This window comes from Pseudomonas sp. LAMO17WK12:I1, from assembly GCF_900177315.1.
Lineage (GTDB): Bacteria > Pseudomonadota > Gammaproteobacteria > Pseudomonadales > Pseudomonadaceae > Aquipseudomonas > Aquipseudomonas marginalis.
On the sequence record NZ_FWZV01000017.1, the window covers coordinates 94,085 to 111,230 of the forward strand.

A 17,146-nucleotide genomic window follows, 5' to 3' on the forward strand; every position below is an offset into this window, starting at 1 on the left:
AAATTTCGTGAAATGTCGCTGAACTTCTGAGTGTGCGTCAGCTTCTATAGCGAGATGGCCTGTAAAAATTCATACAAACTTTGTTTTCAAAGGACTGTTTCTTATGAAGCGCTTGTTCTGTTTGGCCGCGATTGCGGCCGTAGTGGTGGGACACTCTGTTTCGGCCCAGGCTGCAGGCCTGGAGTTTGGGGTGGGCAGTACCAGCGATTCGACGTTGACCTATCGGCTGGGCCTGACCTCGGATTGGGATAAAAGCTGGATGCAGAGCGACGTCGGTCGCCTGACCGGCTATTGGAGCGGCGCCTATACCTATTGGGAGGGTGATGACCGTGCAGGTGCCAGCAGCCTGTCGTTCTCGCCGGTATTTGTGTATGAGTTTGCCGGGCAGTCGGTCAAGCCCTACATCGAAGCCGGGATTGGCGTGGCGGTGTTCTCGCGTACCAAGCTGGAAGACAACAACATCGGCCAGGCTTTCCAGTTCGAAGACCGCCTGGGCTTTGGCCTGCGCTTCACCGGTGGGCATGAAGTCGGCATTCGCGCCACGCACTACTCCAATGCCGGGATCAGCAGCAATAACGATGGTGTAGAAAGCTACTCGCTGCACTACACCATGCCGCTGTAATTCCCAGGAACGCTGCAAGACAGTGTGGGAGGGGGCAAGCCCCCTCCCACATTAAGGTCCTCACTGGCCTGAGATCAGCGGTAGGCCGTGGCGATGCCTTCGCGTTCGGTCAGGCACTCCGGTGCACCCATCTCGAACTCCCGGCAAATCAACGGCCGACGTTCGTAAATCGTGCACATCATCGTGTCCCGATCCAGCGCCGCGCACCAGCCGTCATCCAGGCGCAGCATCACTTCACCGCCCCAATCGTCAGTGTCGATATAGCGCTCCGGCACGCCGGTGTCGGTGATCAGCATCACTTCCAACTGGCAGCAGCAGGCCGCGCAGGTCGAGCAGGTGACGGCGGGTTCGGTGATCTGGATGTGGGGGATGTTGGTCATAGGCGCGCAGTGTAAGGCAAGCGGGTGACGCAGGTGTGAAAGGTCTGACAGGCGTCAGCGCGCCAGCCGATGCAGTCCGACGAACACCGCCGCCCAAAGCAGCGCCAGCCCCGCCAGGGTGGGTAGCAGTGGGTAGCCAAAATGCACGCCCGCCAACTGGCTCCCGGCGTAATACGACAACGGCCCCCCGATCGCCCCCAATGCGGCCGCACGCCACCAGGGCCGTGCACTCCAGGCCAGGCAATGGCGCAGGGTGGTGGCCAGCACCGCCCACAGCAGGATCAGCCAAAAGGGAATCAGCGGTCCGGGCTCGCTGAAGTGAAACACCCCCAGGCTGCGCAGCAACGTATCCAGTACCGTGCCCAGCAGCGTCACGCGGATAATCAGCGCGCCGTCGGTGGCCCACGAACTTATCCACAGCAGGTGGATTGCCAGCACCGCCAGCCCCACCAGCAACCAAGGGCTATCGCCACCGAGTACGCAGGCAAACCACCCGCACTGGAACAGCACGGCATTGATCAGTGGTTTAAGCACTGAAGCGCCCGAGCAACGGAGGGTTGATGGCCGACGGTTTGGCCAACAGCAATTGCGCTGTGCCAATGGTGCGCTCCATAAAGCCGCCCTCGCAGTAGCACAGGTAAAACTCCCACAGTCGCAGGAAATATTCGTCGTAGCCCAACTCCGTCAGGCGGCCGTGGGCGTGGCGAAAGTTCTCGTGCCACAGGCGCAGGGTTCGCGCGTAGTGCAGGCCGAAGTCCTCCATGTGCAACAGGTTCATGTCGGTGTCGCGGCTGACGATATGCAGCATGTTCTGCACACTGGGCAGGGCGCCGCCGGGGAAGATATAGCGCTGGATAAAGTCGACGCTGTTCTTCGCCTGCTCAAAGCGTTGCTCACGGATGGTGATGGCTTGCAGCAACATCAGGCCATCACGCTTGAGCAGGTGCGCGCACTGCTTGAAGTAGGTCGGCAGGAAACGATGGCCCACCGCTTCGATCATTTCGATGGACACCAGCTTGTCGTACTCGCCGGTCAGGTCGCGGTAGTCCTGCAGCAATAACGTGACCTGGTCTTGCAGGCCCAAGGCGGCGATGCGTTTTTCGGTGTAGGCGAACTGCTCTTTGGACAAGGTCGTGGTGGTGACTTTGCAGCCGTACTGCTGCGCCGCATACAGCGCCATGCTGCCCCAGCCGGTGCCGATTTCCAGCAGATGATCGGTGGGCTTGAGCGCGAGCTTCTGGCAGATGCGTTGCAGTTTGTTCAGTTGCGCCTGTTCCAGGCTGTCGTCGGGCGTCAGGAACTGCGCGGCCGAATACATCATGGTCGGGTCGAGGAATTCTTCGAACAGCTCATTGCCGAGGTCGTAGTGGGCGGCTATGTTTTTCTGCGAGCCCTTGCGCGTGTTGCGGTTGAGCCAGTGCAGGCCTTGGGTGAACGGCCGTGCCAATCTGGCCAGGCCACCCTCCATTGCATCGAGCACATCCAGGTTACTCACCATCACCCGCACCACCGCCGTCAGGTCCGGGCTGGTCCAATAGCCGTGGATAAAGGCCTCGCCCGCACCGATGGAGCCGTTGGCCGCCACCAGCCCCCAGACCGCCGAATCGACAATCTGGATTTCCCCCAGCAGGTGCGCTTCCCGTGCGCCGAATACCTGGCGCTCGCCGTCCTCGATCACCACCAACTGGCCATGGCGCAGTTGGCTGAGTTGGCGCAGCACGCCCTTGCGCAGCAGCGCACCGGTCATGCCGTTGACGTTCAGGCGGTGGGTCTTGACCGATAAGCTAGGGGATTTCATGGCGGCGATCCTTGGTGTACCCGACTGCTGTGCGAGAAGCGCCGTCGGCGGCCTGATGGGAAAAAATCGGTGTGCGCTTGAGCAACAGGCGCAGGGCCTGCCAATAGATGGCCAGGCAGGTCTTGGCGGTCATCCACGGATAGCGCCACAGGTAACGGTGCAGGCTGGCGCGGTTCAGGGTTTCCCTGCGCAGGCTCAAGGTGGCGTCGAAGACTTTCACCTCGCCCTGCCAATCGGCCATGTGCACGCCGAGCCTGGTGGCGGGCGGGCTGAAGCTCATGCGGTATTCCAGGTCGCGCGGCAAAAACGGCGACACGTGAAACGCCTTGGCCACGGCGAAGTGTTGGTGCTGATCCGCGCCGAGGGCCTGGGCCGGCAGCACGTAGTGATAGCGCTCGCGCCATGGGGTGTTGGTCACTTCGCACAGGATCGCGGCCAGTTGCCCATCGGCCTCGAAGCAGTAGAAGAAACTCACCGGGTTAAAAGCCAGGCCCCAACTGCGGGCCTGGGTCAGCAGGCAGATAACGCCCAGGGGTGTATGCCCCAGGGCCTTGCCGACTTCCTGGCGCACGGCATCGGTCAAACTCATGCCGTGGCGCGTGAATTCACGCAGGTAGTCCTGCTGGCGAAAGCCGAAGGGCGCCAGGCGACTTGCACCGGCCAGGGGCGACAGCCCGAGCACTTCGTCTTGTTCGCTGAGGTCCAGATACAGCAGGCCGATGCGGTAGCGAAAGGCATGGGCCTTGGGGGCAAACCGCCGATGGGCGATCCAGCCGCTGTACAGGGCGCTGTTCACAGGCTTTCCCCGAAGGCTTCGGCTACGCGCAGGGCGCTGACGACGCCGTCTTCATGGAAGCCGTTGGCCCAATAGGCGCCGCAGTACCAGGTATGGCGGGTGCCGTTCAGTTCTTCCCAGCGTGCTTGTGCGGCCACGGCGGCCAGGCTGTATTGCGGGTGGGCGTAGGTATAGCGCGCGAGGATCTTCAGCGGGTTGATCATCGACGTCTGGTTGAGGCTGACGCAAAAGGTGGTGGCGCTGTCGATGCCTTGCAGGATGTTCATGTCATAGGTGACAGCGGCCTGGGTCTGCGTGTCGCCGCTCAGCCGGTAGTTCCAGCTGGCCCAGGCCAGTTTGCGCTCGGGCAGCAGGCGCGTGTCGGTGTGCAGCACCACGTCATTGTCGGCGTAGGGCAGGGCGCCGAGGATCTCCTGCTCGGCCTGGCTTGGGTCGCCGAGCAGGGCCAGTGCCTGGTCGCTGTGGCAGGCGAACACCACCTTGTCGAAGGCTTCGGTGCCGGCGGCGCTGTAAATGATTACGCCCTCTGTGTCACGCTCGACCAGATGCACCGGGCAGTCGAGGCGGATCTGCTCGCGAAAGCTGCGGGTCAACGGTTCGATATAACGGTTGGAGCCACCTTCGATCACGCACCACTGCGGCCGATTGTTCACCGAGAGCAAACCGTGGTTCTTGAAGAAACGCACAAAGAACTGCAACGGAAAGTCGAGCATGTCCGCCAGGGACATCGACCAGATCGCCGCGCCCATCGGCACGATGTAATGCCGGATAAACCGAGGCCCGTAGCGCCCGGCTTCGAGGTAGTCACCCAAGGTCATCTCGGCGTTGATGCGCTGTTCTTGCAGGTCCCGCGGCGCCTCGCGATTGAAGCGCAGGATGTCACGCAGCATGCCCCAGAAGCCTGGCGAGAGGATATTGCGGCGCTGGGCAAACAGGCTGTTGAGGTTGTTGCCGTTGTACTCGAAGCCGCTGCCCTGGTCGCACACCGAAAAGCTCATCTCGGTGGGTTTGAAGGTCACGCCGATCTGCCCCAGCAAGCGGATGAAGTTGGGGTAGGTCCAGTCGTTGAACACGATGAAGCCGGTGTCCACGGCATAGGGTTTGCCCTCGACGGTGACGTTGACCGTGTGGGTGTGCCCGCCGATACGGTCGCCGGCCTCGAACAGGGTGATGTCGTGGCGGCGGCTGAGCAGGTAGGCACTGGTCAGCCCGGCGATGCCGCTGCCGATAATGGCGATCTTCACAGGTCGTCCTTTTTCGGTGGCGGGCTGCGCAACATGCGTTTGCCGATGATCAATTGCGCGCGGTTCGGCAGTTTCGACAGCGGCCACAGCGTGGCGATAAACAGCGCGGGGAAGGCGATCTCCAGGGGGCGTTTTTCCAGCTTGGCGAAGATATGCCGCGCAGCCTTGTCGGCTGGCCAGCTCAGGGGCATCGGGAAGTCATTGCGCTCGGTGAGTGGGGTGTCGACGAAGCCCGGGCTGATCACCGTGACATCAATGTTTTCGGTCGACAGGCTGATGCGCAGGGATTCGAACAGGTAGCGCAGCCCGGCCTTGGACGCGCCATACGCTTCGGCCCGTGGCATCGGCAGGTAGGTCACGGCGCTGGCGACGCCCACCAGGTGTGGCGTGCGCCCGGCGCGCAACAACGGCAGCGCCGCTTCAATGCAGTAACTGCTGGCCAGCAGGTTGGTGCGCACCACGTGTTCGATAATCGAGGCATCGAATTGCCTGGCGTCGACATATTCACAGGTGCCGGCGTTGAGGATGACGGTGTCGACCGAACCCCAGGTCGCGCCGATGTGTTCACCGATCTCGCGCACGGTCTGGCTGTTGGTCAGGTCGCCGGCCACCACCAGCACCTGGCCGGGGTACCGTTGGGCGAGTGCTTCCAGCGGGCCTTTGGTGCGTGAACTGAGGGCCACGTGGGCGCCGCTGTTGAGCAGCTCCACGGCCAGCGCAGCACCGATGCCACTGCTGGCACCGGTCAGCCAATAACGACGGGGCGGCAGTGCGTTCATCCCACTCTCCTTTTCAACCAACTGACGACCCCACCCAACACGGGAAGGTGTTCGTACAACAGGGCGCCGGCGTCGAAGTAATCGCGGTGGCGGTACACCTTGTCACGCCACATCAAATGCGAGCAGCCCTCCACGCGGATGACCTTGCCTTTGCCCAGGCGCGGGTGGCAGAAACTCATGTTCCAGCGCAGGTAACCTTCGCCTTCGGCCACCTGGTCGAAACCATGGAAGTCGAAGCGCAGCTGGCTGACGTTGCTGTACAACTCGGCGAAATACGTGTGCAGCGCGGTCAGTCCATGGACTTCATGCAGTGGGTCAGTGAACGCGATGTCCTGGCTGTAGAGGCTGTCGAGCAGCTGCAGATTGTGCTTGTCCAGCGAGGCAAAGGCCTGGGCGAAGCGGCGCAGGAAGTCACTCATGTTCGGCGACCTCCTGGCGTGAAGGCAGGTTGCGAAAGGCTGCGAGGGCGCGTTCGCGGGATTTTTTCAGGTCGACAATCGAGCGCGGGTAATCCGCCACGCCAAACAGGCCGCCGAGCGCTTGCGGGTTGTGCACTTCCTTCTTGTTCAGCGTGGCCAGCTCCGGCAGCCAGCGCTTGATAAACACGCCGTCGCCGTCGAATTTTTCCGACTGGCTCAGCGGGCTGAAAATCCGGAAATACGGCGCCGAATCGGTGCCGGTGGATGAACTCCATTGCCAGCCGCCGTTGTTGGCGGCGAGGTCACCGTCGATCAGGTGGCGCATGAAGAAGCGCTCGCCTTCGCGCCAGTCGATCAACAGGTTCTTGGTCAGGAACATCGCCACTACCATGCGCAGGCGGTTATGCATCCAGCCGGTTTCCAGCAACTGGCGCATCGCGGCATCGATGATCGGCAGGCCGGTGCGCGCCTGTTGCCAGGCGGCGAGGTCCTCGGGCGCATCGCGCCAGGCCAGGGCTTCGGTCTCGGGACGGAAAGCGCGGTGACGGGAGACCCGCGGGTAGCCGACCAGAATGTGCTTGTAGAACTCACGCCATAGCAGTTCGTTGATCCAGGTGATGGCGCCGATGTCGCCGCTTTCGAACTCGCCCTGGTTGGTTTGCAGGGCGGCGTGCAGGCATTGGCGCGGCGAAACCACACCGGCGGCCAGGTAGGCGGAGAGCTGGCTGGTGCCGGGCTTGGCCGGAAAGTCCCGTTCGTCTTTGTAGTAGCTGATCTGCTGGTCGGCAAAGGCGTCGAGGCGGCGGCGGGCTTCGTCTTCGCCGGCGGGCCAGAGGGCGCGCAAGGTGTCGCTGGGCGGTTCGAAGCCGTCGACCTGTTCGGGAATCGGATCGCTCTTGAGCGCGAGCGGGGCTTGGGCCTTGGGCGTTGCGACCCGACGCGGCAGGGCGCTGTGCAGGCGCGCGTAGCAGACCTTGCGGAACTGGCTGAACACCTGGAAGTAGGTGCCGGTCTTGGTCAGCACGCTGCCCGGTTGGAAAAGCAGTTGGTCCAGGTAGCTGTGGAACGTCACGCCGACGGCCTCCAGGGCCTTGGCAACGGCGGCATCGCGACGGCTTTCATGGATGCCGTATTCCTCGTTGACGTGCACCGACTCCACGGCCAGTTCCCGGCACAGTTGACTCAACATGGCGGGAACCTGATCCCAGTCAGCGGCATGGCGGATCAGCAAGGGAATGTTCAGGGCGCCCAGGGCCTGGCTCAAGTGCTGCAGGTTGCGCAGCCAGAAATCCACTTTGCAGGGGGCATCGTCATGGGCCAGCCATTGCTCGGGCGTGACCAGGTACACGGCCGCCACCGGGCCTCGCTGGCAGGCCGCGGCCAGGGCGGTGTTGTCGTGAAGGCGCAAGTCGGTGCGCAGCCAGATCAAGTGCATTTAGATAAGTCCACGCTGGATCAGGAGCTGATGGGCCGACAACGGGTCTTCGGCCACGAACAATTGCGCAATGTCTTGGGTTAATACGGACAGCTCGGTCTGGTGGATGCAGACCGTGGGTCCGACGAGCAGTTTTGCGCAATTGACGCCAGCCAGCAGCTTGCTCAGTGCCGGCAATTGCAGGGCCATGCTCGAATACAGGAGCACGGCGCGCGGTTGCAGGTGTTCCACCGCCAGGGCCAGCTCGCCGGTGGGCAACGGCCAGTCGAAGACTTCCACCGGGCAATCGGCGCTGCTGGCCAGCCAGGCGCTGAGCCACAGGTGCGGCTCCAGGGGCAGGTCGGAGTGGTTGACCAGCAGCAGCGGCGCGCCGTGCAACTGCCGGTTGTTGTGGTAGATGCGTGCACCGAACTTGCTGCGCAGCCAGGACAGGAAAAACACCCGCTCCATCTGTGCGCCAAACTGGCCTTGCCAGCGCTGTTCCAGCTCCTGCAGCAACGGCAGCAGCAATTGCTCGCACAGGGTGCGCGGCGGGTACAGCGCCATCGCCTGGTTAAACACATCGTCCACCCGGCGTTCGGCCAGTTCGCTGACGGCCTGCACCAGGTTCTGGCGCAAGGCGTGCCACTCGTTCTCGACGGCATCGGGAAGGGCCTGGGCGGAATCGATCAGGCCTTTGACCTGGCTGACCGGCACGCCGCGATTGAGCCAGGTGAGGATGGTGTGGATGCGTTGGACATGGTCGGCATTGAACAGCCGATGGCCCTTGGGGGTGCGCTGGGGCACGATCAGGCCATAACGGCGTTCCCAGGCGCGCAGGGTCACGGCGTTGACGCCGGTCTGGCGCGCCACTTCGCGGATCGGCAGCCAGCCGTCTTCGAGGGCTTGGGCGATGTCTGCGCCGGGTTCGTCTTGCAAGATAGCGGTCATGACGCTTTTCATGGTTTAGATCGCATTCCGCAGGCTGAGATTTTCCGGGTGCGGCTGCAAGTAGGCCTGCTGCGCGATGTAGCGGTCCGGGTGTTGGCGAAAGTGATGCTTGAGCAGAGTCAACGGCACCACGAGCGGCACGATGCCCTGGTGATACTGGCTGATGACTGTCTGCATTTCCTGTTTGTCATCGGCGCTGATGGCCTGCTTGAGGTAACCGCTGATGTGTTGCAGCACGTTGGTGTGGGTGCCGCGGGTGGCGCACTTTTTCAGGCCGGTCATCAAGTCGCTGAAATAGCAGGCGGCCACCTCGTCGAGGTTGACGTCCCTGGCCATGCTGCCGAGGCGGTGGCCCAGGCTCTTGTAGTGCATCAGGCTGTGGGCCATCAGCAAATACTTGTAGCGCGCGTGAAACGCCAGCAGGCGGTGGCGGGTCAGGCCCTCGGCCAGCAGTTGCTGCCAACTGGCGTAGACGAAGACGCGGGTCAGGAAGTTTTCCCGCAGTACCGGGTCATTCAGGCGGCCGTCTTCTTCCACAGGCAGGTTCGGGTGGCGCGCGCAGAACGCCTGGGCGTAGATGCCACGCCCGCCACCCTCCACCGGCGCTCCGTTTTCACGGTAGACCTTGACGCGTTCCAGGCCGCAGGACGGCGACTTCTGCATGAAGATGTAGCCGCACAGGTCGGTGTGTTCGGCGGCCATTTTGCGGCCGTATGCGTCCAGCGGCGCGGTGACATTCAGCTCGCGGTGTACGGTGCCGACGGCCTGGGGCTGTTCGGCATCGCCCACCAGGCGAATGGTTTCACGGGGGATACCCAGGCCGATCGCCACTTCCGGGCACAGAGGCACGAAGTCGAAGTACTCGGCGAGGACCTCGCTGCATAGCTGGGATTGCTTGTGACCGCCATTGAAACGCACGTTCTCGCCCAGCAGGCAGGCGCTGATGCCAATCTTCGGCTTGATGGACGGTGTGCTGGGCATGGCCAAACCTCTGCAAGATTCCTGTACAAGATCTGAAATCTGTACAACTAAATCTCATCATAGGTTTGATGCTGTACAAGTCAAATATTTTGTACAAGTATTTGCGCAGGGCTATTTCCAGCCGATTTGCCAAGCCTCGGCATTTTGCAGGGTTTGCCAGGCCAGGCGCTGGGCGCGCAGGGTCATCACGGCTTGCAACTCGATTTCCAGCACTGTGCCGTCTTCGTCACGAAACAGTTCGGTCACCAGAAAGTGTTTTTCCTTGTTGCGGGGCCGGGCTGCCGTCCACTTCGACAGCAGCAATTTGGCCGGGTTGATGCGGTTCATTGCAGGTGCTCGATCAACCGTCGCGCGGCTTCCTGGCCACTGAGCCACGCCCCTTCCACGCGGCCCGAGAGGCACCAGTCGCCACACACGTACAGGCCCAGGTCGGCGTCGGCCAGCACCCCGAACTCATGGGCGGCTGACGGCCGTGCGTAGAGCCAGCGGTGGGCCAGGCTGAAGGACGGTGCGGGCATGGCGCTGTGCAGCAATTCGGCGAAGGCGCCGTGCAGGTGTTCGATCACCGCGTCCTTGGACAGGTCCAGGTGGGCCTTGCTCCAGGTGCTGGTGGCATGCAGCACCCAGGTGTCGAGGGTCGTATCGCGCCCGGGCTTGCTGCGGTTGCGCGCCAGCCAGTCCAGCGGGCTGTCTTGCACGAAGCAGCCTTCCATGGGGGTATCCAGGGGCTTGTCGAAGGCCAGGGCAATGGCCCAGGTCGGGTCCATCTTCACGCCGGCGGCGGCACTCGCCAATTTGGGCGCTGCCGCCAGCAGGGCCGTGGCCTGGGGCGCAGGCGTGGCGATGATCACATGGCTGAACGGGCCGTGGTTTTCGCCGTCGGCATCCAGCAGGTTCCAGTGTTGCTTGCCTTGGAACACTTCGGTGATCCGGCAACCGAACTCCACCGGCAGGTCATCGAGCAGGGCGCGGGTAATGGCGCTCATGCGCGGCGTGCCGACCCAGCGGATCTGTTCATCGGGGGAGGGCGTGAGTTGGCCGGACTTGAAGTTGTACAGCTGGGGCTTCCACTGCTCGGCCCAGCCGTTGCTTTGCCAGCGCTGCACTTCGTTGACGAAGCGTCGGTCGCGGGCGGTGAAGTATTGGGCGCCCATGTCCAATGCGCCGGCGTCGCTGCGCTTGCTGGACATGCGGCCGCCGCTGCCGCGGCTTTTATCGAAGAGTTGTACAACGTGCCCGGCGTCTTGTAACGCTCGGGCGGCGGAGAGACCGGCGATGCCGGTGCCGATGATCGCGATGGGGACAGTCATGGGAGGCCTCGTTTTACCGTTGGGTACAGGCTACGCCGACACCAATAGCTGTACAATATTATTTTTTGGTATAAGTTTTGGCGTACCTGATCGCTTGGCGTGACCTATGGTTAAGCATGAGGCTTAAACAAAAGTCACGCTCGATTACAAATTGATCCCTGCTTATAAAATAGACTAGTGATCGGCGGCGAACGTTACATGAGGAGCGTCCCATGCATATTTTGCTGACCGGCGGTACCGGCCTGATCGGTCGCCAACTCTGCCAACACTGGATTGCCCAAGGTCATCGCCTGACGGTGTGGAGCCGCCATCCTGAAGACGTCGCCCGGTTATGCGGTGCAACGGTGCTCGGGGTGGCTCGCTTGGAGGAGGTGATTGGCGCGGTGGACGCGGTGGTCAACCTGGCAGGCGCGCCGATAGCTGACCGTCCCTGGACCCACAAACGCAAGGCGCTGCTCTGGAGCAGCCGCATCGGCTTGACCGAAACCCTGCTGGCCTGGCTCGAAAGCCAGGCGCAGAAGCCGGCGGTGCTGGTTTCCGGTTCGGCGGTGGGCTGGTACGGCGACGGCGGCGAGCGCGAACTGACCGAGGCGAGTGGGCCGGTACAGGACGATTTCCCCAGCCAACTGTGCATCGCCTGGGAAGAAACCGCCCAACGTGCCGAAGCGATGGGCATCCGCGTGGTGCTGGTGCGCACCGGCCTGGTACTGGCGGCCGAGGGCGGCTTTTTGTCGCGCCTGTTGCTGCCGTTCAAACTCGGGCTGGGCGGGCCTATCGGCAACGGGCGGCAGTGGATGCCGTGGGTGCATATCAAGGATCAAATCGCCTTGATTGATTTTCTTCTGCACAAGGATGACGCCAGCGGTCCTTATAATGCCTGCGCGCCGCACCCGGTGCGTAACCGCGAGTTCGCCAGGACATTGGGCCAGGCGCTGCACCGCCCGGCGTTCATGCCGATGCCGGCCTTTGTGTTGAAGGTGGGTTTGGGCGAGTTGTCCGGCTTGTTGCTGGGCGGCCAGAAAGCATTGCCCGAACGCCTGCTGGCGGCCGGTTTCACTTTCCAGTTCACTGAGTTGCGTGCGGCCTTGGACGACGTTTCCAGCCGCCGCTAAGAGATAGGATGTTGCATGACGGATCACGCGTTGTTACTGGTCAACCTGGGTTCACCGGCGTCCACTTCGGTGGCCGATGTGCGCAGCTACCTCAATCAGTTCCTGATGGACCCTTATGTCATCGATCTGCCGTGGCCGGTGCGGCGCTTGCTGGTGTCCCTGATCCTGATCAAGCGCCCCGAGCAATCGGCCCATGCCTACGCCTCGATCTGGTGGGACGAGGGCTCTCCGCTGGTGGTGCTCAGCCGTCGCCTGCAACAGCAGATGACCGCGCAGTGGACCCAGGGGCCAGTGGAGTTGGCGATGCGTTATGGCGAGCCTTCCCTGGAAACGACGCTCACGCGGTTGGCCGCCCAAGGTATTCAAAAAGTCACCTTGGCGCCCTTGTACCCGCAATTTGCCGACAGCACCGTGGCCACAGTGATTGAAGAAGCCAAGCGGGTAGTGCGTGACAAAAAGCTCAACGTACAGTTCTCGATCCTGCAGCCATTCTACGATCAGGCGGAATACCTCGACGCGTTGGCAGCCAGCGCCCGACCTTATATAGACGCGCATTACGACCACTTGCTGCTGAGCTTCCACGGCTTGCCCGAGCGCCATCTGAAAAAGCTCGACCCGACCGGCCAGCATTGCTTCAAGGATGCGGACTGCTGCAGGAACGCCTCGCCTGAGGTGCTCGCGACCTGCTACCGCGCGCAATGCTTCAGCGTTGCCCGCGACTTCGCCGCGCGCCTGGGCTTGCCCGACGACAAATGGTCGGTGGCGTTCCAGTCGCGCCTGGGCCGTGCGAAGTGGATCGAACCCTACACCGAGGCACGCCTGGAAGCGCTGGCCCGGCAAGGGGTGAAAAAGCTGCTGGTGATGTGCCCCGCGTTTGTTGCCGACTGCATCGAGACCCTGGAAGAGATCGGTGATCGTGGTCGGGAGCAATTCCGCGAGGCGGGCGGTGAGGAGTTGGTGCTGGTGCCGTGTTTGAATGACGATCCGCAGTGGGCGGCGGCGCTCAATACCTTGTGTGAAAGAGCCCCGCTTTCGCTGTAATCACGTCATCCAAATGTGAGGGGCTTAACCCCTCTCACGTTTTTGATTGTGTTACAGGTTGAGGGTCAGGCTGACGGTGAGATTGCGCGGCTCGCCGGGATTGACCCAGTAATTGCTGTAGGACCGCTCGTAGTACTTTTCATCGAACAAGTTGTTGAGGTTCAGGCCCACGGTGACGCTCTGCGTGGCCTTGTAATGGGCCAGCAAGTCGACGGTGTGGTAGGCGGGCAGTTCAAAGCGGCTGCCCGCTTCACCCGAGCGATCCCCCACATAGGTGAACGCCGCGCCCAGGTCTGAACCGCGCAGCGCGCCGTCCTGGAATTCATACACCCCCAACAGGCTGCCACTGCGCTTGGCTACGCCGAGGATGCGGCTGCCCGCAGGAATGGCTTTATCACCCTTGGTCACTTCGGCGTCGATGTAGGCAAAGGCGCCGATCACGCGTACCGCATCAGTCAGTTGTCCTGTCAGTTGCAGGTCGAAGCCCTGGCTGCGTGCCTTGCCCATGGCGCGGTTGGTATTGGTGGCCGGGTCCAGGGCCAGCACGTTTTCCTTTTCGATATGGAAGGCGGCGAGGGTGGCGCTGAGGCGGTCGTCGAACAGCTCGCTCTTGATCCCCACCTCATAGCCCACGCCTTCTTCGGGCTTGAAGGTCTTACCGCTGGCGTCCAGGCCGCTGTTGGGCTTGAACGAGGTGGAAGCGTTGGCGAATACGCCGACCTCTGGCGTCAGTTGATACAGCAGACCGGCGCGCTGGGTAAGTGCGTCGTGGGTTTGCCGACTCTTGGCGTGGTTGCGGGTGAAGTCGTCGGTGCTCTGTTCGAAATGCTCGAAGCGAGCGCCGACCATGCCGCGCAAGCGGTCGGTGAAGATGATCTGGTCTTGCAGGTTCAGTGCCTGGCTTTTGGTCTGTTCGAAGAAGTCGGTGCCGGAGCGTGCGCCATTGGGTTTGGGCTGGCCGTAGACCGGGTTGTAGAGGTCGATGGCGTAGGGGCTGCCGGCTATGGCGGTGACGCGCTCCTTCTTGCGGTAGTCCTCGTATTCGGTGCCGACCAGCAATTCATGCTGCCAACTGCCAAGGTCGAACAGGCCGCGCAGTTCCAGTTGGGTGATGCTGTCGTGCCAGCCCGTGGAGCGTTCGCGGTAACGGCGGTTAAGGGTATGGCCGTCGGTGTTCAGCGCGCGGTTTTCCGAGGCGTCGCCCCACAGGCTGCCTTGTTTGTAATGGCTGGCCAGGCGCAGTTTCCAGGCGTCGTTGAGATGATGCTCGAGGGTCGCCTGGATGCGGTTGTTGTGGTTGTCGATAGTGCCGTCGTTGGGTTCGCCGAGGAAGGTGGAGCGCGATACGCCTGGGGCATCGACGATGCCCCGGTCGAAGGTGGAGCTGTGGCGTACGAATTCGCTTTCCACCAGCAGGTGGGTGTCCGGGTCCAGCTGCCAGCTGAATGAGGGCGCGACGAATACGCGCTTGCTCTCGACGTGATCGCGGAAGCTGTTGTTGTCCTCCACCGCCAGGTTGACCCGCGACAGCAGGTCGCCCTCGCTGTCCAGCGGCGTATTGATATCGACGGCAGTGCGATAACGGTCCCAACTGCCCGCGCTGGTTTGCATGGTGGTGAAGGCTTCGGGCTGGGGTTTTTTGGTGACGATATTCACCGTGCCACCGGGATCACCGCGGCCATACAGGCTGGCTGCGGGGCCCTTGAGCACTTCGATGCGTTCGATATTGGCCGCGTCCGGTGTGCTCGGGTAGCCGCGGTTGGCGCTGAAACCGTCCTGGTAGAACTCCGAGGTGGTGAAGCCGCGCACGCTGTATTCGTAGAGCGTGAGGCCGCCAAAGTTGTTCTGCTTGGACACCCCGCCGGCAAACTCCAGGGCGCGTTCCACGTTAGTGCTGCCCAGGTCCGTGAGTACCGAGGCGGGAATCACGCTGATGGACTGTGGGATGTCGCGCAGGGCGGTGTCGGTTTTAGTCGCGCTGGCAGAGCGGGTGGCACGGTAGCCTTTGACCGGGCCGGTGGCGGATTCATAGGCGTCGGTAGTGACGCTGATGGTATCCAGCTCAACGGTGTTTTCTTCGGCAAACGCGGGATCCAGCAGCAGACCCAAGGCCAGGCCAGCCAGGGGGGCAAACTTTCGAGACGGCATGATAGAGCGTTCCAATAGCGATATTGAAACAATATAACATGTCTAATGAGAATGCTTTTGCTTTGAAATATATGCTTACAGGTACCCGCGAACGGGTACCTGGCGAGGTGGTTTATTCCTCTTCCTTGACCGGTGCAGGGGGTGGACGCAGGCCGATTTCCGCCAGCAGCTTGATCTCTTTACCGTTGCGCATCACCTGGATCGCCACCTTGTCGGTCGGCTTGATCCGCGCCACCTGGTTCATCGACTTGCGCCCATCACCGGCCGGTTCGCCGTTGATGCTGAGGATCACATCCCCCAGCTGCAGGCCGGCTTTCTGCGCCGGGCCATCGCGGAAAATCCCGGCAACCACGATGCCTGGGCGCCCGGTCAGGCCGAACGACTCGGCCAGCTCCTTGGTCAGCGGCTGTACTTCGATCCCCAGCCAGCCGCGAATCACCTGGCCGTGCTCGATGATCGACTTCATCACTTCCATCGCCAGCTTCACCGGGATCGCAAAGCCGATGCCCTGGGAGCCGCCTGACTTGGAGAAAATCGCCGTGTTGATGCCGGTCAGGTTGCCATTGGCATCCACCAGTGCGCCGCCGGAGTTGCCCGGGTTGATCGCCGCGTCGGTCTGGATAAAGTCCTCGTAGCTGTTCAGCCCCAGCTGGTTTCGCCCGGTGGCGCTGATGATGCCCATGGTCACCGTCTGGCCCACTCCGAACGGGTTGCCGATAGCCAGTGCCACATCACCCACCCGCAGCCCATCGGAGCGGCCGAGGGTGATGGACGGCAGGCTTTTCAGATCGATCTTCAGGACCGCGAGGTCGGTTTCCGGGTCGCTGCCCACCACGCGGGCCAGGGTTTCACGGCCGTCACGCAGGGCCACCACAATCTGGTCGGCGCCGGTGGTCACGTGGTTATTGGTGAGGATGTAGCCTTCGGGGCTCATGATCACCCCGGAACCCAGGCTGGACTCCATGCGGCGCTGCTTGGGCCCGTTGTCACCGAAATAACGGCGGAACTGCGGGTCTTCAAACAACGGATGGGCCGGCTTGTTGATGACCTTGGTGGTGTACAGGTTGACCACCGCAGGAGCGGCGATGACCACCGCGTCCGCGTAAGTCACCGGGCCTTGCACCACCGAGCTGGTCTGGGGCGCCTGTTGCAGGTTGACATCAAGGCTGGGTAAGCCCACCCACTGGGGATAACGCTGAATAATCAGCATCGCGATCAGCACGCCAGCCAGCAATGGCCATCCAAAAAAACGCAGTGCCTTGAGCATCAAGTAAGTCCTGACAGGTTGCAGGGGGCGGGAGAGCGCCCATAATGTCGCGCATTATACGAGGCTGCGAGCGCCTCGGAACGGGATATTTAGGAGTCTTTTATGGCCGTCCCCCTTACCACCCTCGTCGAGGAAGCGGACCGCTACCTCGGCAGCGCAAAGATTGCCGATTACTGCCCCAATGGCCTGCAGGTCGAGGGGCGGCCGCAAGTGATGCGCATCGTCAGCGGCGTCACTGCCAGCCAGGCCCTGCTGGACGCGGCCGTCGAAGCCCAGGCCGATTTGATCCTGGTGCATCACGGTTATTTCTGGAAAGGCGAAAGCCCCTGTATCACCGGCATGAAGCAACGCCGCCTGAAAACCCTGCTCAAACACGACATCAGCCTGCTGGCCTACCACCTGCCGCTGGACCTGCACCCCGACGTTGGCAATAACGTGCAACTCGCCCGCCAGTTGGATATCACCGTCGAAGGCCCACTGGACCCGAGCAACCCCAGGGTCGTCGGCCTGGTCGGCTCGCTCGTCGAACCGCTGTCGCCCCGCGACTTCGCCCGGCGTGTGCAGGACGTGATGGGCCGCGAGCCGCTGCTGATCGAAGGCAGCCAGATGATCCGCCGCGTCGGCTGGTGCACCGGTGGCGGCCAGGGTTACATCGACAACGCCATCGCCGCGGGCGTCGATCTGTTCCTGAGCGGCGAAGCTTCCGAGCAAACCTTCCACAGTGCCCGGGAAAACGACATCAGCTTTATCGCCGCCGGCCACCACGCCACCGAACGTTACGGCGTACAGGCGCTGGGCGATTACCTGGCGCGGCGCTTCGCCCTGGAGCATCTGTTCATCGATTGCCCCAACCCGATTTGATGGCCAAACCTTGGGGCATATTG

18 protein-coding genes are annotated in these 17,146 nt (G+C 62.4%); 4 read left to right on the forward strand and 14 right to left on the reverse strand.

Features of this window, described 5'->3' with window-relative positions; genetic code table 11:
* The first annotated feature begins 103 nt into the window (after positions 1 to 103).
* Positions 104 to 622: an acyloxyacyl hydrolase gene (locus B9N88_RS27850; protein WP_027606880.1), complete on the forward strand. Its 519-nt coding sequence runs from the start codon at positions 104 to 106 to the stop codon at positions 620 to 622.
* 74 nt (positions 623 to 696) lie between these two features.
* On the opposite strand, the gene B9N88_RS27855 is transcribed toward B9N88_RS27850, so the two are convergent.
* The 12 genes from B9N88_RS27855 to B9N88_RS27910 all read right to left on the reverse strand — a co-directional run bounded on the left by B9N88_RS27855 (position 697) and on the right by B9N88_RS27910 (position 10,694).
* The gene (locus B9N88_RS27855) at positions 697 to 1,002 is read right to left on the reverse strand and encodes a YkgJ family cysteine cluster protein (protein WP_027606879.1); all 306 of its coding nucleotides are present in this window, start codon (positions 1,000 to 1,002) and stop codon (positions 697 to 699) included.
* 54 nt (positions 1,003 to 1,056) lie between these two features.
* Positions 1,057 to 1,536: a DUF2878 domain-containing protein gene (locus B9N88_RS27860; protein WP_027606878.1), complete on the reverse strand. Its 480-nt coding sequence runs from the start codon at positions 1,534 to 1,536 to the stop codon at positions 1,057 to 1,059.
* Positions 1,529 to 2,800 carry an SAM-dependent methyltransferase gene (locus B9N88_RS27865; protein ID WP_027606877.1) on the reverse strand — a complete coding sequence of 424 codons (1,272 nt, stop codon included), beginning with the start codon at positions 2,798 to 2,800 and terminating at the stop codon, positions 1,529 to 1,531. The genes B9N88_RS27860 and B9N88_RS27865 overlap by 8 nt, the downstream gene beginning before the upstream one ends.
* Positions 2,787 to 3,596: a DUF1365 domain-containing protein gene (locus B9N88_RS27870; protein WP_027606876.1), complete on the reverse strand. Its 810-nt coding sequence runs from the start codon at positions 3,594 to 3,596 to the stop codon at positions 2,787 to 2,789. The genes B9N88_RS27865 and B9N88_RS27870 overlap by 14 nt, the downstream gene beginning before the upstream one ends.
* A complete protein-coding gene (locus tag B9N88_RS27875; RefSeq protein WP_027606875.1) occupies positions 3,593 to 4,840 on the reverse strand; it encodes an NAD(P)/FAD-dependent oxidoreductase in 1,248 nt (415 codons plus the stop codon). Before B9N88_RS27875 ends, B9N88_RS27870 begins: the two co-directional genes overlap by 4 nt.
* Positions 4,837 to 5,619, reverse strand: a complete 783-nt coding sequence (locus B9N88_RS27880; RefSeq protein ID WP_027606874.1) for an SDR family NAD(P)-dependent oxidoreductase — start codon at positions 5,617 to 5,619, stop codon at positions 4,837 to 4,839. Before B9N88_RS27880 ends, B9N88_RS27875 begins: the two co-directional genes overlap by 4 nt.
* A complete protein-coding gene (locus tag B9N88_RS27885) occupies positions 5,616 to 6,038 on the reverse strand; it encodes a nuclear transport factor 2 family protein (RefSeq protein ID WP_027606873.1) in 423 nt (140 codons plus the stop codon). The genes B9N88_RS27880 and B9N88_RS27885 overlap by 4 nt, the downstream gene beginning before the upstream one ends.
* The gene (gene phrB, locus B9N88_RS27890) at positions 6,031 to 7,473 is read right to left on the reverse strand and encodes a deoxyribodipyrimidine photo-lyase (protein ID WP_027606872.1); all 1,443 of its coding nucleotides are present in this window, start codon (positions 7,471 to 7,473) and stop codon (positions 6,031 to 6,033) included. The genes B9N88_RS27885 and phrB overlap by 8 nt, the downstream gene beginning before the upstream one ends.
* Positions 7,474 to 8,403, reverse strand: coding sequence for a MerR family transcriptional regulator (locus B9N88_RS27895; RefSeq protein WP_027606871.1), 930 nt, complete (start codon positions 8,401 to 8,403; stop codon positions 7,474 to 7,476).
* Between the two features lie 15 nt (positions 8,404 to 8,418).
* Positions 8,419 to 9,384 (reverse strand): YbgA family protein, encoded by a 966-nt coding sequence (locus B9N88_RS27900; protein ID WP_027606870.1) that lies wholly within the window; start codon positions 9,382 to 9,384, stop codon positions 8,419 to 8,421.
* A gap of 111 nt (positions 9,385 to 9,495) precedes the next feature.
* Positions 9,496 to 9,711, reverse strand: coding sequence for a TIGR02450 family Trp-rich protein (locus B9N88_RS27905; protein WP_027606869.1), 216 nt, complete (start codon positions 9,709 to 9,711; stop codon positions 9,496 to 9,498).
* Positions 9,708 to 10,694, reverse strand: a complete 987-nt coding sequence (locus tag B9N88_RS27910) for an NAD(P)/FAD-dependent oxidoreductase (RefSeq protein ID WP_027606868.1) — start codon at positions 10,692 to 10,694, stop codon at positions 9,708 to 9,710. Before B9N88_RS27910 ends, B9N88_RS27905 begins: the two co-directional genes overlap by 4 nt.
* 212 nt (positions 10,695 to 10,906) lie before the next feature.
* On the opposite strand from B9N88_RS27910, the gene B9N88_RS27915 reads away from it, so the two are divergent.
* Together B9N88_RS27915 and hemH are read left to right on the forward strand one after the other, a co-directional pair.
* On the forward strand, positions 10,907 to 11,806 hold the full coding sequence (locus tag B9N88_RS27915; RefSeq protein WP_027606867.1) for a TIGR01777 family oxidoreductase: 900 nt from the start codon (positions 10,907 to 10,909) through the stop codon (positions 11,804 to 11,806).
* Positions 11,807 to 11,821: 15 nt separating this feature from the next.
* A complete protein-coding gene (gene hemH / locus B9N88_RS27920; protein ID WP_027606866.1) occupies positions 11,822 to 12,847 on the forward strand; it encodes a ferrochelatase in 1,026 nt (341 codons plus the stop codon).
* Between the two features lie 51 nt (positions 12,848 to 12,898).
* On the opposite strand, the gene B9N88_RS27925 is transcribed toward hemH, so the two are convergent.
* Positions 12,899 to 14,995, reverse strand: coding sequence for a TonB-dependent siderophore receptor (locus B9N88_RS27925; protein WP_027606865.1), 2,097 nt, complete (start codon positions 14,993 to 14,995; stop codon positions 12,899 to 12,901).
* Between the two features lie 112 nt (positions 14,996 to 15,107).
* Positions 15,108 to 16,262, reverse strand: coding sequence for a Do family serine endopeptidase AlgW (gene algW / locus B9N88_RS27930; protein ID WP_027606864.1), 1,155 nt, complete (start codon positions 16,260 to 16,262; stop codon positions 15,108 to 15,110).
* Between the two features lie 102 nt (positions 16,263 to 16,364).
* Between algW and B9N88_RS27935 the strand changes: the two genes are divergently transcribed.
* The gene (locus tag B9N88_RS27935) at positions 16,365 to 17,123 is read left to right on the forward strand and encodes a Nif3-like dinuclear metal center hexameric protein (RefSeq protein WP_027606863.1); all 759 of its coding nucleotides are present in this window, start codon (positions 16,365 to 16,367) and stop codon (positions 17,121 to 17,123) included.
* The last annotated feature ends 23 nt before the right edge of the window (positions 17,124 to 17,146 follow it).